The sequence below is a fragment of the Hydrogenispora ethanolica genome, from assembly GCF_004340685.1.
Taxonomy (GTDB): Bacteria; Bacillota; UBA4882; order UBA8346; family UBA8346; genus Hydrogenispora; species Hydrogenispora ethanolica.
The window spans coordinates 114,317-129,096 of sequence record NZ_SLUN01000004.1; the positions used below are offsets into that span (position 1 = coordinate 114,317).

Annotated in this window: 15 protein-coding genes and 2 tRNA genes; 14 read left to right on the plus strand and 3 right to left on the minus strand. The window is 50.2% G+C overall.

Annotated elements, in window-relative coordinates:
• Positions 1-47: 47 nt before the first annotated feature.
• From EDC14_RS04970 to EDC14_RS05040, 14 genes are all read left to right on the plus strand, one after another.
• Positions 48-1,964: an N-acetylmuramoyl-L-alanine amidase family protein gene (locus EDC14_RS04970; protein WP_132013161.1), complete on the plus strand. Its 1,917-nt coding sequence runs from the start codon at positions 48-50 to the stop codon at positions 1,962-1,964.
• 111 nt (positions 1,965-2,075) lie between these two features.
• Entirely contained in the window at positions 2,076-3,152 is a 1,077-nt protein-coding gene (locus tag EDC14_RS04975; protein WP_132013162.1) for a M42 family metallopeptidase, read from the plus strand.
• Between the two features lie 421 nt (positions 3,153-3,573).
• Positions 3,574-4,590: an ornithine carbamoyltransferase gene (gene argF / locus EDC14_RS04980; RefSeq protein ID WP_341540147.1), complete on the plus strand. Its 1,017-nt coding sequence runs from the start codon at positions 3,574-3,576 to the stop codon at positions 4,588-4,590.
• Between the two features lie 224 nt (positions 4,591-4,814).
• Positions 4,815-5,657 (plus strand): fumarate hydratase, encoded by an 843-nt coding sequence (locus EDC14_RS04985; RefSeq protein ID WP_424337399.1) that lies wholly within the window; start codon positions 4,815-4,817, stop codon positions 5,655-5,657.
• 37 nt (positions 5,658-5,694) lie between these two features.
• On the plus strand, positions 5,695-6,261 hold the full coding sequence (locus EDC14_RS04990) for a Fe-S-containing hydro-lyase (protein WP_132013164.1): 567 nt from the start codon (positions 5,695-5,697) through the stop codon (positions 6,259-6,261).
• Positions 6,262-6,304: 43 nt separating this feature from the next.
• Entirely contained in the window at positions 6,305-7,075 is a 771-nt protein-coding gene (gene rph / locus EDC14_RS04995) for a ribonuclease PH (RefSeq protein ID WP_132013165.1), read from the plus strand.
• On the plus strand, positions 7,044-7,643 hold the full coding sequence (locus tag EDC14_RS05000; RefSeq protein WP_132013166.1) for an XTP/dITP diphosphatase: 600 nt from the start codon (positions 7,044-7,046) through the stop codon (positions 7,641-7,643). The genes rph and EDC14_RS05000 overlap by 32 nt, the downstream gene beginning before the upstream one ends.
• Positions 7,644-7,648: 5 nt before the next feature.
• A complete protein-coding gene (locus EDC14_RS05005) occupies positions 7,649-8,122 on the plus strand; it encodes a metallophosphoesterase family protein (protein ID WP_132013167.1) in 474 nt (157 codons plus the stop codon).
• Positions 8,123-8,193: 71 nt separating this feature from the next.
• A tRNA-Pro gene (locus EDC14_RS05010) sits at positions 8,194-8,270 on the plus strand.
• Between the two features lie 265 nt (positions 8,271-8,535).
• Complete coding sequence (locus tag EDC14_RS05015) at positions 8,536-8,796, plus strand: type II toxin-antitoxin system Phd/YefM family antitoxin (RefSeq protein ID WP_132013168.1); 261 nt, start codon at positions 8,536-8,538, stop codon at positions 8,794-8,796.
• Positions 8,789-9,097, plus strand: a complete 309-nt coding sequence (locus EDC14_RS05020; protein WP_132013169.1) for a type II toxin-antitoxin system RelE/ParE family toxin — start codon at positions 8,789-8,791, stop codon at positions 9,095-9,097. The genes EDC14_RS05015 and EDC14_RS05020 overlap by 8 nt, the downstream gene beginning before the upstream one ends.
• A gap of 869 nt (positions 9,098-9,966) precedes the next feature.
• Positions 9,967-10,293: a hypothetical protein gene (locus EDC14_RS05030; protein WP_132013170.1), complete on the plus strand. Its 327-nt coding sequence runs from the start codon at positions 9,967-9,969 to the stop codon at positions 10,291-10,293.
• Positions 10,294-10,332: 39 nt separating this feature from the next.
• On the plus strand, positions 10,333-10,566 hold the full coding sequence (locus tag EDC14_RS05035) for a hypothetical protein (protein ID WP_132013171.1): 234 nt from the start codon (positions 10,333-10,335) through the stop codon (positions 10,564-10,566).
• Positions 10,567-11,089: 523 nt separating this feature from the next.
• A tRNA-Arg gene (locus EDC14_RS05040) sits at positions 11,090-11,166 on the plus strand.
• A gap of 122 nt (positions 11,167-11,288) precedes the next feature.
• Here the strand turns inward: EDC14_RS05040 and EDC14_RS05045 are convergent.
• The 3 genes from EDC14_RS05045 to EDC14_RS05055 all read right to left on the minus strand — a co-directional run bounded on the left by EDC14_RS05045 (position 11,289) and on the right by EDC14_RS05055 (position 14,648).
• Positions 11,289-12,524, minus strand: coding sequence for a tyrosine-type recombinase/integrase (locus tag EDC14_RS05045; RefSeq protein ID WP_132013172.1), 1,236 nt, complete (start codon positions 12,522-12,524; stop codon positions 11,289-11,291).
• A 185-nt stretch (positions 12,525-12,709) separates the two neighbouring features.
• The gene (locus EDC14_RS05050) at positions 12,710-13,486 is read right to left on the minus strand and encodes a hypothetical protein (RefSeq protein WP_132013173.1); all 777 of its coding nucleotides are present in this window, start codon (positions 13,484-13,486) and stop codon (positions 12,710-12,712) included.
• Between the two features lie 94 nt (positions 13,487-13,580).
• Positions 13,581-14,648 carry a type I restriction endonuclease gene (locus tag EDC14_RS05055; protein WP_132013174.1) on the minus strand — a complete coding sequence of 356 codons (1,068 nt, stop codon included), beginning with the start codon at positions 14,646-14,648 and terminating at the stop codon, positions 13,581-13,583.
• Positions 14,649-14,780: the final 132 nt, after the last annotated feature.

Sequence of the window (14,780 nt, forward strand, 5' to 3'; positions counted from 1 at the left end):
AACGCCGCCCGAGGGTAGAATGATCAACCCGAAAGGCGGCGAATTTTTTGGCCAAGAGACCATCGTGGCTGATTTTGATGACCGGCCTGATCGCCATCTGCCTGGTGCTGTTGGCGGGAGGGGGCGCGCGGGCCGAGGACGGCGGCTTGCTGCGGGTGACCCTGGACGGCAAGGCTTTGGACCCGGAGATCGGCGTCCGGATCGGCGAGAACGGCGTTCGTTTTATCAATCTGCCCTTTCTGAATCAATATTTACATATCAATAGCGACTGGGATCCCGACAAAGGCGAGATTTACCTCCGTTTCGGCAAACTGACGCTGCTGTTGTTCGAGGACGATCCGCAGTACTCCGTGAACGGCGAGACCCGCCGCCTGGCGGCGGCCCCTTTTGAAGCGGAGAACCAGCTGTGGGTGCCGCTGGAATTCATCGAGCATCTGGGCCTGGCCGTCAAGAGCCAGGACGAGCGGAGTGTCGCCCTGGCCTGGTCCGCCAGTTTCCTGCTGGGCCTGGAGCGCGTTCAATATCAGGACCGGCCGGCTTTTATGCTGCTCGGCGCCAAGCCGCTGACCATCAAGAGTTTCCTGTTAACCGGCCCGGACCGGCTGGTCGTCGACCTGCCGGGCGTCCAGGCCCATCCGGCCTTTGACAGCGCGGTGGCGGAGAATCCCATGGTCAAAAGGGTCCGTTTCAGCCCCAACGGCGACGGCTTGCGGGTGGTCTTCGATCTGAACCGGCTCAGCGGCTACCAGATCATTCAGGAGCCCGGCTCCAACCAGGCGACGATCGTCCTGAATTATCTGGTGGAGGCGATCGATTTCTTCCAAAATGGCCCGGAACGGAAGGTCTATATCAAGTCAAACTATCCCGCCCGCTATCAGGTCTCCACTTTCGACCATCCCAGCCGGCTGGTGGTGGACCTGGCCGGCGCGACGCTGGTGGGAAACAACCGGCCCATCCCGGGCGACGGCCGGTGGATCAAAGCCGTGCGGATGAGCCAGTTCAATCCGGATACGGTCCGGGTGGTGCTGGACCTGGTGACGCCGACTCATTGTTTCGTGATCCGTTCCCGGACCCACCCCAATTGGCTGGAGATCCGGACGGTGCAGAATATTACCGCCGTCTCCTGGTCGGAGGAGAAGGACGGCGGCCGCCTGACGATCACCGGCGACGGGGAATTGGTCGAAGCCATCCGCAAGTTGAAAGATCCCCAACGGCTCCAGGTCGACCTGAATTTTAGCCGCCCCGCCGCCGCTCTCAAACTGCCCGCCATCCAGAACGAGCAGGTGAAAGGGGTCAAGCTTATCCCGCTCAATGCCACTGCGCTCCGGCTGGAGATCAGCTTGAACTATTTCGTGGGCTATCAGCCCCAGTTTTCGGCCGACCGCCGCCAGCTCGCCATCAGTTTCCGGCGTTCGCCGGTGATCGGCAAAACGGTGGTGCTGGATCCCGGCCACGGCGGCGTGGATTCCGGCGCCTCCGGCCGCCAGGGGACGCGCGAGAAAGACGTGGTGCTGGAGGTCGGGCTGCGGCTGCGGGAACTCTTGGAGGACGCCGGGGCGCACGTGGTGATGACCCGGAGCGACGACACCTTTATCAGCCTGTATGAGCGCCCCTTTTTGGCCAATTATCTCTTCAGCGATCTCTTCATCAGCATTCACGCCAACAGCAGCCCCAATTTCCAGACGCAAGGGGTCGAGGTCTATCATTATGCGGGCCGTTCCGACTCACAACATTTGGCCAAGTCGGTCCTGGACAACCTGGTGCGCGGCACGCAGCTAAACAATTTGGGCGTGAAATATAATGATTTCATCGTGATCCGGGAGGCCCAGATGCCGGGAATCCTGATCGAACTGGGCTTTTTATCGAACTTTCAGGAAGAGACGACCTTGCGCAGCAGTGAGTATAAGGAAAAAGCGGCCGCGGCGATCCTGGCCGGGATCGTCGATTATTACCAGAAGGGCTAAAGCGGATCGGAAACGTAATGATTCGCGGCCGCGAATATCATACTATAATATGGCGCTGATTCCGGTTCGCAAGACTTTATCCCATGGCTTTTGAGAGAGGATGATTTTCCAGTGGTGGATCTATCGCGATTGGCGGCGGAGTTGTCGAACGCTTTTGGACCGTCGGGGTTTGAGGGGGAGGTCCGGGACGTCTTCCGGAACTGGCTGACCGGCCGGGCCGAAATCACCTATGACAATCTGGGGGGAATCATGGCCTGGCGGCGCGGCGCTTCCGAGACTCCCAAGATATTGCTGGCCGCGCATCTGGATGAGGTGGGGCTCCTGGTCCGGGGCATTTTGCCCGGCGGCTGTCTCAGGGCGGTTCCATTGGGCGGCTGGTGGCCGCCGACCCTGCTCGCGCAGCGGGTGGTGGTCCGTTCGGCGGGCGGCGATCATTTCGGAATCATCGGCGCCAAACCCCCGCATTTTCTGGGCGAGGATGAAAAGAACCGTCCCTTGCGGTGGGGCGATCTCTATATCGATGTCGGCGCCACCAGCGCCGCCGAAGTGGCGGACCTGGGCATCGCGGTGGGCGATCCGGTCGTGCCGGCGGTGGCAGCGAGCCCGCTGGGGCTGGCCGGGACCATCGTCGGCAAGGCCTTTGACAACCGGATCGGCTGCGCCGCGGTGATCGCCACGTTATTGGAGTTGCGCGGGGATCACCCGAATCTGGTGATCGGCTCCGGCACGGTCCAGGAAGAAAACGGCGCCCGCGGCGCCCGCACCTTGGCCTCTTTGGTCCAACCCGATCTCTGCCTGGTGCTTGAGGGCCCTCCGGCCGATGATTTTCCGGACGCGGGCGCGATCGTCCAGGGGAAAATGGGTGGCGGACCGCAGATCCGCTTCTATGATCCGTCGATGATCGCCAACCAGGCATTGGCGAAACTGGCGGTGGCGCAAGCTCAGAGACTCGGGCTTCCCTACCAGGTGACGGTGCGGGAGAGCGGCGGCACCGACGGCAGCGCGATCCAAGTACAGACCGTCGGCGGCGTGCCCACCCTGGTGATCGGGATACCGGTCCGGTACGCGCACAGTCCCCAGAGCATAGTGCGGCTCAGCGACTTGGAAGCCACGATTCAACTCGTCGGAGCGTTGTTGGGAGTCCTGGACGAAGCGACCGTGGATCGTTTGAAGCAGCAGCCCTGGTAAGGAAAGTCCGCTGCGCCCGAATGCCAAACCTTCGTCACGCCCAAGCAACCGGCCGCTAAAATGAACCTCACCCGGGAATCCGGGTGAGGTTTGATCCGCCCGCCCGCGCTCGACGCGGGAGCCGAGAAAGTTGTCGCAACCGGTCAACAAAGCTGGACGAAGCCGATCGAATGGTTTATAATGAAGTGATTAAGGCTATATAGGATGAAATAAATTTCTTAAATAAGATTTGCATTCCTAAGGCCGAATGCAAATGGAATCAAAACGGAATTTATTTCATCCTATTACAGCGGTAATAAGTTGAATTAAATTCCTTAATTTATCCTTCATGGCCGGCTTTAGGGACATGATGCATAATAGAAATTTAATTCAACTTATATAGTAATTTAAGGAAAAAACTTACCCCGAGGGTTATTCCGATATGCTTACCGCTGGACTGGAAGGGAGCGGCCGCTTCCGCCGGGCTGCAGGAGGGCCGGTAGTAGCCGGGGCTTCAATTAAAGGAGCGATGCAAGTGACCGTCAAACACATGTCGAACTTCAAAAACTGGACCGGGCCGGAACTGAAGGAACTGCTCGATCTGGCGCTGCGGGTGAAGCGGAATCAACCGCAATATTGGAAAGCCCTCGACCATCTGACCCTGGGGATGATCTTTCAAAAAACCTCCACCCGGACCCGGGTCTCTTTCGAAGTCGCCATGACCCAATTGGGCGGGCACGCCATCTACATGGACTGGCGCAGCACCAATCTGGTCCTGGCCGAGATGAAAGACGAGATTCGTTATCTCTCCCGCAATGTCGACGCGATCATGGCCCGGGTGCTCACCTTCGAACAGGTTCAAGAGATGGCCAATTATTCGCGGGTACCGGTGATCAACGGTTGCGACAATAAATTCCACCCCACCCAGGCGCTGGCCGATTTTCTGACCGTACTGGAGCACCGGGGCACGCTGGAAGGGATCAACCTCGTTTATGTCGGCATTCATAACAATGTCGCCAACTCGCTGATCGAAGGCGGTACCAAGCTGGGGATGAAGATTACCATGGTCACCCCGGAGATCAATGAAGCCAGTCTGGACCAGGAGATTCTGGACGAAGCCGCCGCCACCGGGTTGTATGAGCGGACCCTCGACCTGCCAGCGGCCGTGGCCAAGGCCGATGTGGTCTATACGGATACCTGGGTGGATATGGAGTTTTTCATGGATCCGAAGTTCGAGGCGGAGAAGCAGCGCCGGATCGAGAAGATGCTGCCGTATCAGCTCAATGAGGAGCTGCTGAAGGAGAGCAAGGCGCTGATCATGCATGATATGCCGATTCATCCGGACTACGAGATCACCCGCGGCGTGATTGAGCATCCCAACGCGGTCATCTTTGACCAGGCTGAAAACCGCTTGCACGCCGAGAAAGCGGTGTTGCTGAAAGTATTGGGAAAAGCGTAAGCCGGTTCTGAGCGCCGGGATGGCCTTGGCCGCCGGACTCAACCCGGACTGGAATGAGGATGGGTCACGGCCGGTCCGCAGCGGGAAAAGAATCAGCTCAGCCGCGCGCGGGTCCCTCGCTGGCATCCGGTACGGGACCTGCTGCGAGCGCATTCAGCACCATGGCGCCAAAGGCGATGAACCCGCCGTTCTTCGTTAACCGAAAGGAAGATGCATTCAAGATGATACGCGAAGTGACCACGGAGCAGATTATCCGGCTGGTGGCGGAGCTTTGCCAGGAATCCAACCGGATCTTGGGCCCGGACATCCAGCGCGCTTTGGAAAAAGCGTTGGAGCGTGAAGAATCGCCAACCGGCCGCGCCTGCCTGGCGGGGCTGATCGAGAATGCGGCGATCGCCCGGACCGAGCAGTTGCCGATCTGTCAGGATACCGGCATGGCGGTAATCTTTGTCGATTACGGCCAGGAGGTTCACGTCAGCGGCGGCGATTTTACCGAAGCCATTCACGAGGGAGTCCGCCGCGGCTATCGAGAGGGTTTCCTGCGCAAATCGGTGGTGGGCGATCCATTTCAACGCGTCAATACCGGGGATAATACTCCGGCGATCCTGCATACCCGGATCGTCCCGGGAGACCGGCTGACGATCACCGTGGCGCCGAAAGGTTTCGGCAGCGAGAACATGAGCCGTCTGGTCATGCTCACGCCGGCTCAGGGATTGGCGGCGGCGAAAGAGTTTATCGTCGAGGCCGTCAGCCAGGCCGGGGCGAATCCGTGTCCGCCGCTGGTGATCGGAGTCGGGATCGGCGGCACCATGGAATATGCCGCGCTGCTTGCCAAACGGGCGTTGTTGCGGGAAGTGGGTTCGGTCAACCCCCGTTCCGATCTGGCGCTGCTGGAGGAGGAGTTGCTGGAGCGCATCAACCAACTGGGGATCGGGCCGCAGGGATTGGGCGGACGCTGTACCGCGCTGGCGGTCCATCTGGAGACCTATCCGACGCATATCGCCGGGCTGCCGGTGGCTGTCAATATCTCATGCCATGTTACCCGCCATCGGAGCGGGATTCTATAATCGACAAATTTATGAGGGAATATTTCCGGGAGGCCTCATGGAAGCCAAACGTATCAAACTGCCGCTTTCCGAAGAAGCTATTTCACAGTTGCGGGCCGGTGAGGCGGTCCTGCTGACTGGGACGCTGCTCTCCGGGCGGGACGCGGCGCATCAGCGCCTCTGCCAACTGCTGCGGGAAGGGAAGCCGCTCCCGGTGGAGTTGGCGGGAGAGACCATTTTTTATGTCGGACCTTCGCCCACGCCGCCGGGCCGGGTGATCGGATCGGCCGGACCGACGACCAGCGGCCGGATGGATTCGTATACTCCGGCGTTACTGGAGGTCGGATTGAAAGGAATGATCGGCAAAGGCCAACGTTCGCCGGAAGTGATCGCGGCGATCCGGCGCCACCGGGCCGTTTATTTTGCGGCCATGGGCGGGGCCGGCGCGTTGATGTCCCGGGCGATCCGCCGCGCCGAGGTCATTTGTTACCCGGAGTTGGGAACGGAGGCCATCCACCGCTTGGAAGTGGTGGACTTTCCGGCCATCGTGGCCATTGACGCGTCCGGCGCCGATCTCTACCAGAGCGGCCGCGCCGCCTATTGCCGGACCGGCGTAAATCATTGAGACAATGCAAGCCAAGAATTGATTCGAATGTTGGAGGAGTAAAATGGAACGGATAGATGGCCGACGCCATGACGAACTGCGCAAGGTAAAGATACACCGGAATTATATCATGCACGCCGAAGGGTCGGTTCTGATCGAAGTCGGCAACACCAAAGTGATTTGCACCGCCACCATTGAAGATAAAGTGCCCATCTGGCTGAAAGGCCAGGGGGTCGGCTGGATCAGCGCCGAATACGCCATGTTGCCCCGGGCCACCCCGCAGCGGAATATCCGGGAATCTTCCAAGGGAAAGGTCAGTGGCCGGACCCAGGAGATCCAGCGGCTGGTCGGGCGCTCGCTCCGGGCAGTGGTCGACCTCGGTTCGCTGGGGGAAAAAACGATTTGGCTCGATTGCGACGTGATCCAGGCCGACGGCGGCACCCGTACCGCCTCGATCACCGGCAGCTTTGTGGCCCTGGCGGACGCCATGAATAAAGTGCTGCCCGGCGAGAAACCGCTGCCCTTGTATGATTTTCTCGCCGCGACCAGCGTCGGCATTTACGACGGCACCAAGTTATTGGATCTCTGTTACGCCGAGGATTCCCGGGTGTCGGTGGATATGAATCTGGTGACGACCGGAGCGGGCAAGATCGTCGAGGTTCAGGGCACAGCGGAAGGGAATCCGTTCTCTTGGGACGAATGTCTCGATCTGATGGAGCTGGCTCAAAAAGGAATCGGTGAATTGGTGGCGATCCAGCGGGAAGCGCTGGGGCCGATCGCCGGCCGGATCGGAGGGCTTACCCGTGCGAAAACTCGTCCTGGCCACGACGAATAAGGGAAAGGTCGCTGAATTGCGGGAGCTGCTCGCCGGGCTTCCGGTTTGCGTTTGCGGGCTGGACGATTATCCGCAGGCTCCGGAGGTGGAGGAGACCGGCGTCACCTTTGCCGAGAATGCGGCCTTGAAAGCCCGGACTATCGGCGAGTATACCGGCGAGCTGACGCTGGCCGATGACTCGGGCTTGGAGGTTGACGCCTTGGGGGGCGAACCCGGGGTTTACTCGGCCCGTTACGGCCAGCCGGGCTGGAACGATCGGCAACGGTATGAATACGTATTGAGCAAACTTGCCGGAGTGCCGGAGAATGAACGGGCGGCGCGGTTCCGCTGCGCGGTGGCACTGTTCGATCCGGTTGCCAACCGGATGGAGCTGGCGGACGGGGCAGTCGAAGGCCGGATCCTTGACGAACCGCGCGGTGCCAACGGTTTCGGCTATGACCCGGTCTTTTTTCTGGCGGAGTACCGCAAAACCATGGCCGAATTGGGACCGGAGCAGAAAAACCGTTTGAGTCACCGGGCTCGGGCCATCGCGGCGATCCTGCCGACGCTCCGGCAGCATCTGGGGTGAGCGGGATGCGGGTCGGTGTCGTCGGGGATATTCATGGCAGTTACCACGAATTGCGGAAAGCGGTCCGCGCCATGGGCAAGATCGATCATTTATTGTTCACGGGGGACGGCTACCGGGATATCTGCCGCTTGCGGGAAGAGACCGGTCTGTTTGTACGGGGCGTGGCCGGCAATTGCGATTTTGTGAGCGAATTTCCGTTGGAGCAGACCTTTCAGCTGGACGAATTCAAAATCTTACTGGCGCATGGCCACCAGTATGGCGCCAAAACCGGCTTGAGCCGGCTCGGCCAGGCCGGCCGGGAGCAAGGCGCCGCCCTGGTGGTCTTCGGTCATACTCATCAACCGCTGAGTACCACTTGGAACGAGATCCGGCTTTTGAATCCCGGGACGCTCTCCCGAGAGCGCTCGTATGGAGGCGTCTCCTACGGAATCATCGAAACGGGAGCGGCCGGGTTGAACATGTATCTTCAGCAATTATAGTGGAATGGTTTTCCAATAGGCCGTTCTTGACTATGGCTTCATTTTCAGGTATACTGATTATGCTTTCTAATCGGGGCGTAGCGCAGTTTGGTAGCGCACCTGCCTTGGGCGCAGGGGGTCGTAGGTTCAAATCCTGTCGCCCCGACCATTAAAAAACATTGAAATGACGGCCTTTCTGGCCGTCATTTTTCTTTTTTGACGTTCCTTTTGACGTTCTAATTTTAAAAGGCGCGTCAATACTAGGCTTGTTCCTACTGCTTATCTATTCTTCTGGAATTATTAAGCTTGATTAATCTTTAAAGGTCTAAGCGGTAAAGCTTCCCCGGTATTTTCTTTAAGATGAAGTGGATAGAATGATTGATGACGGGACACAATTATGGTATAATAAAGCCACAGAAAGGAGTTGAATGTTTATGCCTCAGATCATTCCAATCCGAGATTTGAAAAATACAAGTGAGATTTCTCAAATGTGTCATGAGTCCAATGAACCGATTTTTATAACCAAAAACGGTTATGGCGATATGGTTATCATGAGTATGAAAATGTATGAAGAAAAGATGTTCATGCTTGATGTATATAGCAAACTTAATGCAGCCGAGGAACAACTGGCGGAAGGGAAAGTGCTTGACGGGGACGCTTCTTTAAAAAGCGTAAGAGAGAAATATAATGTATGAATTGATTGTTTCGGAGCTTGCACATCAAGATTTGGACAATATCGTTTCATATATTGCCATCCAGTTGGTCAATCCAACGGCAGCGGGGGATTTCCTTGATGAAGTGGCAAAATGTTATGGCTATCTGAAGAGCAATCCGATGATGTATGCGAAGTGTCAAGATAAGCGGTTGGAGGAAAAAGGTTATCGTAAGGCATTGATTAAGAATTATGTACTTGTCTACAAAATCAATGAAACTTCCAAAACCGTCAGCATTCTACGCTTCTTCTACAGTGCACAGGACTATGTAAAGCTAATATAAGTCCCTATCAATTTTAAAGCATCGCAGCGGCGGTGTTTTTTTTATGCCCATTTTTAAGAGAGTGATGCGCCGGGAGATATATATGGGCTGCTTTATGATTGCCGTTGGCCAACCGGTTACCGGCATCCGGCCGGACGGAAGTGGAGTTGCAGCAGTAAACAAAAGGATTTATCAGGGGAAACACTACTGGAAGTAAATTATGCACCGAAGCAACTTCCGCCGCTTTACGAAGTTGCAGAGCGGTTTGGATTATCGGTATTGTATTCGCCAAAGCTGGATCCGGGCCTGGGGACATTACAGCCCTGCCAAAATAAAATTGTACTGCATACACAGCAGGAAAAGACATTCTTTCATGAGTAGGGCGATGCCGCTCATGCCAAGTTTGCAACTTTGAAAGCAGGACAAGATGCCGAACAAGAGATTATTGCCGAGTTTGTAGCTTGCGTGCTTTGCAATTTATATGGCATCGAAGGTTTTGAATCCCATACTTACCGCTATATTTCCGGCTAAGCTGAAACGGAAGACCCGCCAATGGTGGTGCAAAAGATTATGAAGGTACTGGCGGAGGTGGAGAAATGCTTAAAGCTGATTTTGGAGAATGCCAATGTGGAATCGTTGAAAAGGATTAGCGTTTAAGCGGGGGGCGAGTGCTCCTCGTTTTTGATAATATTATGCTACTCCAATAATTCGGGGTTGATCAATAGCAATTGTTACATGTGGGAATGTTACAAGTGGTATAAGAACTATAAAAAGCAAAAAAAGTAAGCGAAGCAGAATGACATTATTAAGATCGATATTGCTCAGATTTTGAATAATGATAGTTATTAATTTTCGACACAAGTTGTAACATCTTGAAATAAAAAGAGTGCTTGGCCGGAGCGGAGCAGTTCGGTAAGTATGTGGTGGATTTTGAATACTTTTTGATTGATGTTAACCGGTACTCGGCAAAGGAACTATTAGGCCTAAGGAATTTAATCGGCGGAGTATTTTTCCTGGACCAGAAGAAAGATAAAGATGAGTTATTACGACGGCTGGAAGAATTGATTGAGACTTTGGAAAAACTTGAACCGGATCTTTACAGGTTATTTGTGGTCTGGTTGAAGAATATCGCGGTATTAGGTTTTCCAGAAACATATAAAGAGGCTATCGGCAAAGTCATTGATGATTCATCCCGCACCTCTCAGAGAAGCCAATAATTAATGTACGGGATGCGTAACCCAAAGGAGGCGCGGAAAATGGTATCCAATTTATCGGAGACATTGAAAAAGGCATATGATGATGCGGTGATTGCGGGAAAGATTGAGGTAGCTCAAAATATGCTTGCGAAAGATATGGATGAAAAATTAATATCTGAAGTAAGCGGACTTCCGATGGAACAAATTAATACCTTAAAGAAAAATATTAAAGCTACATTAAGAAAGCAAAAAAACCCTAACTTTGTAATGGTTAGGGCTTTTAATTTGTTGTAAAGGGATTTTCTTTTCACGGACTTGAAAAAGTTAGGTGCGCCTCGCCTCTACCATATTAAGACGTCAGTTTTGATACAATGAAACCCTCTTGATTCCAACAGATTTGATTTACGGTCCCTCAAAATATCCGGCAGAACCGGCAAAGTGCTATCGGCGAAGAGTAAAATTTGCTATAGAGATCATAGGAAAAATACAAAGTTCCCTATAATTGAACAACCTTATTTTGACGTTCAATGCCGTTCTATATTCCCGATTTTTATCGATTTGATTCGATTAAAAAATATTAACATATCAGTTTTAGCAGGGATTTTTCGATAATTTCGACTAGAAAACATTAGAAAATATGGTACGGGGCCAGGTTCAAATCCTGTCGCCCCGACCATATGAAATATTCATTTGACGGGTTATGGACCCGTCAAATTTCTTTTTAGTTTCAGCCCCCTTTGTCTCAACTTTCAATAGGTTGTGTTTACGGGGTGCCTGTGGTATAATAATTAGGCTATATTGGGACTTATATTGGAATGCGCCCGTAGCTCAGTTGGATAGAGTGGCAGACTTCGAATCTGTAGGTCGGGGGTTCGAGCCCCTCCGGGCGCACCAACCAGGAACGACGAGGGTTTCCGCGAAAACGGACCCTCTTATTTTTTACCCAAAAATGACCCGTTTTCTAAGAATTTTTCTAAGAATTTTAAAAACCGCAGTTATATGCGGTTTTTAATTTATTATATTTTATTTTCAGTTTTCCGTTTTGAAAGTGACTTGACAGGTGAGCTATTGGCAACAAGCTCCTCAAGTTTTTCGGCCGCTCCTCGCTGAGCTTCAACATTTTTATGAATATATGTTCGCTTCATAAAGTTGATATCTGCATGTCGTGCCATGTCGCAGATGGCATTGGGATCTTCATTTGACTCAGCCAAAATTGTTAGGACAGAATGCCGCAGATTATGGAACTTCATCATAGGAAGTCCGGCTTTTTTCAATGCGGCTTTAAAGGTCCTTGTGTTGAGATTTTTTGAGTCAACAGGTCCTCCTGTTTGGTTGGTAAATATCAGACCATATTCCTTCCAAATAAGCCCTTTTTTCTCGGCCTCGACCTTTTTTTCTTCTTTGGCTTTGAGTTCAGACTTAATTGCTTCGATTATGAAGCCAGTTAGAGGAATTTTATCAGGTCTTTTGTTCCTTCGATCCTTGACTGGATCGAAAGTCGGGTTTGAACCAGCTGAGGTTATTTGCTGCCGAACATATAGAACTTTATTTTTAAAGTCAATATCTTCTTCACGAATTCCGCAGAGTTCATCGATTCGAAGGGCGGTTGTCAGTTCCATCAGAAACATGGTTAAGTACATATATCGTTGGTCCTGGGCATATTTAGTTTCAAATTTATGCGGAGTGATGACAGCTTGTAAAAATTTAGGGATGTCTTCTTTTTGAAGCAAGGTATACTCTCGTTCGGCCACAACGGGGCGATCTACATATTCCATGAGATTATCATCTTTATCGATTTTTTTCTTTGATTGCGCCCAATTAAACATTGCGCTCATTGTCGCGTAGACACCCCTAAGTGTGGTGTCTTTCGCATCTTTTTTGGCACAAGTATTTAACACCTCATCAAGGTCATCAATGGTTAATTTGCGGATTTTCTTGGCACCAATAACCGGAATGATATGGGTATCAAGCTTGTCGCGATAGAACTTTGCTGTTCCCTTCGCCAACGGATTGACGGGGGATTTAACATGCTGTTCCATCCACATTTCAGATAACTGATAGACAGTGAGATTAGGATCGATTTCAATTCCTTGTGAACGTTTCTTTTTAAAATCGCGTTCTTTATCTTCGGCTTCTCCCTTAGTTTTCGCCGAAATGGGTATCCATTTATTTTTATATTGCTTCTTGCCATCGATTATAACTGGCTGGCTTTGCACAATATACCAATTGCCGTTTTTTTCTGCGACTGCCATGATGTAGGCTCCTATGTTAAATTAACAATAAAACTATGATTTTTTCAAGGGAGAGAATTTCAAATCTCTTCGGAAAAAGCTTCGCCATACAATATATTGATTGATATATCCTGGCTACTCACTATATATATTGTATGGCGCAGGGAATGTTATGGTAATTTGAAATTCTCTGAAGGGTATAAAGCTTATTTTTTTAAAATAATTTTTTTGAATATTTCGCCGGTAGCAAAATTGTATATCCAGATTTCATGAACTTCGGCAAATATAAAGCATTGGCTGTAAGAGAACTCAGTAGGTTTATCGATAGTTGGTTTCCCATAGAAAAAACTTCGAAAAACGTAAGATGGACCTTGACCCGCTATATTCAATTTGCATAATAATAAAATACCAAGATTTGTTTTTAGTGTTCTAGCTTTTTCAGGAGCTACTTGAAAGCTTGTTCTAAAATAACTATCATATTTTTCCATTTTTAAATCATTTTTGTTTGTTAATCCTATGCCATATTCTTTCCCAGAATATTTCTTAACTTGAACAGAAGCGCCGTATGCGTTGCTTGCGGTATATGTAGTTGTTTCCCTGTGAATTGTTCTTGTTGTTATGACTGGGAATCGTTCAATGGAACTATCATCCAAATCCATGGCAGAACTAACCAAAATTTTGGTTTCAAACCGCTGTAAATCCGCATTGTATTCACTTGACTCATTTTCAATATTAAATGCGTATAAATTGTTATAATTGGCTGCCTGCAACCGCTTAATATATGCCGCACTCGTTTCAAACTCGTCTTTTTTAGGAAATTGCTTATTTAAATCGTCATAGAGTTTAATAATGTCATGCCCAAGATAATTTGGAGGAAGTTTTTCAACATGATTATTGAATGGTTGAGAATCGTAGTTTCCTTCTGCAAAGACATTGAACGAAAAACAGATTAAAATAAAAAGCCCTACAAATAATTTCTTCATGATAAAGCCTCCTTGTAATTTTTTGTTTATCAAAGGTCAATTGATAAAGGTATTTTAAAAACATTTTAGGAAAACCGATACGGTAGACATTCGTCTATTTTGACTCTAGATATTTATTCAATACATTGAGAATATCATCTCTATAATTGAAAATGTCATCCACTTGGTTGATAGACAGTTTGGTTTCCTTTTCATCTGTCGGAAGAATCATGTATTTCTTCGTTCCGTTTAAATATAAGCGACAAACCCATTTCCAAGTGTTATTATCAAAGAGAACGTTAAAGTAAGAGAGAGTATCCTTATAAGTAATTCGTTTTGTATCAACCGCATCGCGGCAAATCGACTTGATTAAAAAGAATGCCTCTAACTCAAGTGTTGTCGTCAATATTGACTTTTCTTTTTCAACTTCTGGAGTCGCTTCGATAGCCGGCGCCGCTTCCTCAGTTTGAATGGAAGTTTCAATAGCTGTCTTGATTTTTTCGCTTATAACTTCGTTAATATATTGGCCTAGAGCGCGTTTAACTATGGGCTTGAATTTTTCGATCACATTCTGCGTAACTTTCCCAGAGTATATCTCTTTGAGAAAAAAACGAATTAGTTCTTCGGAGGGTTCTTTAATTTCTTGGTCAAATAATGCCTTGATTTTGTTGGTATATTTCAATGTGATGGCTGCCGAAAAGAGTTCATCAGTATTGTAAGCTTCTTTTTTGAATTTTTTTAGTTCAGCCACTGTCGATTCTTTAACATCAAATAAATTGAATTCAAGAAAGGGGGAGTCGTCCATTTTATTGGGTTCTTGAATATCGGAATAAAACTTATAGGTGATTCCATTCGTCAGAATAGCGAATTTAGCTTCCGTTACAGAAAAGTATCTGTACAATTGAGAACTATGGTTTATTAATGGATCGTCAATTGGTTTTGCTTCGATAAGGATTGATGGCTTGCCATTAACAAATATAGCATAATCGACTCTTTCGCCCTTTTTAACACCAACATCTGCAGTGAATTCGGGGATTACTTCGCCTGGATCGAAAACATTATAGCCGAGCATTTGAATAAAAGGCAGGATAAGAGAATGTTTGGTAGCTTCTTCAGTTTGAACTTGATCTTTGATTTCTTGAATCTTGGCGGAAAATTGTCTAATTTGATCAATAAAGTCCATTTTAGTTCCCCCTCCATAAATGTTTTTAATATAAAAGCGACCCCTTCCAGAGTCGCTTGATTCATGATGTCATTCTTGTCGGCGGACAATCCAGAATTAACGGAAAACAACGAAATTTGTCGAAATATGTAA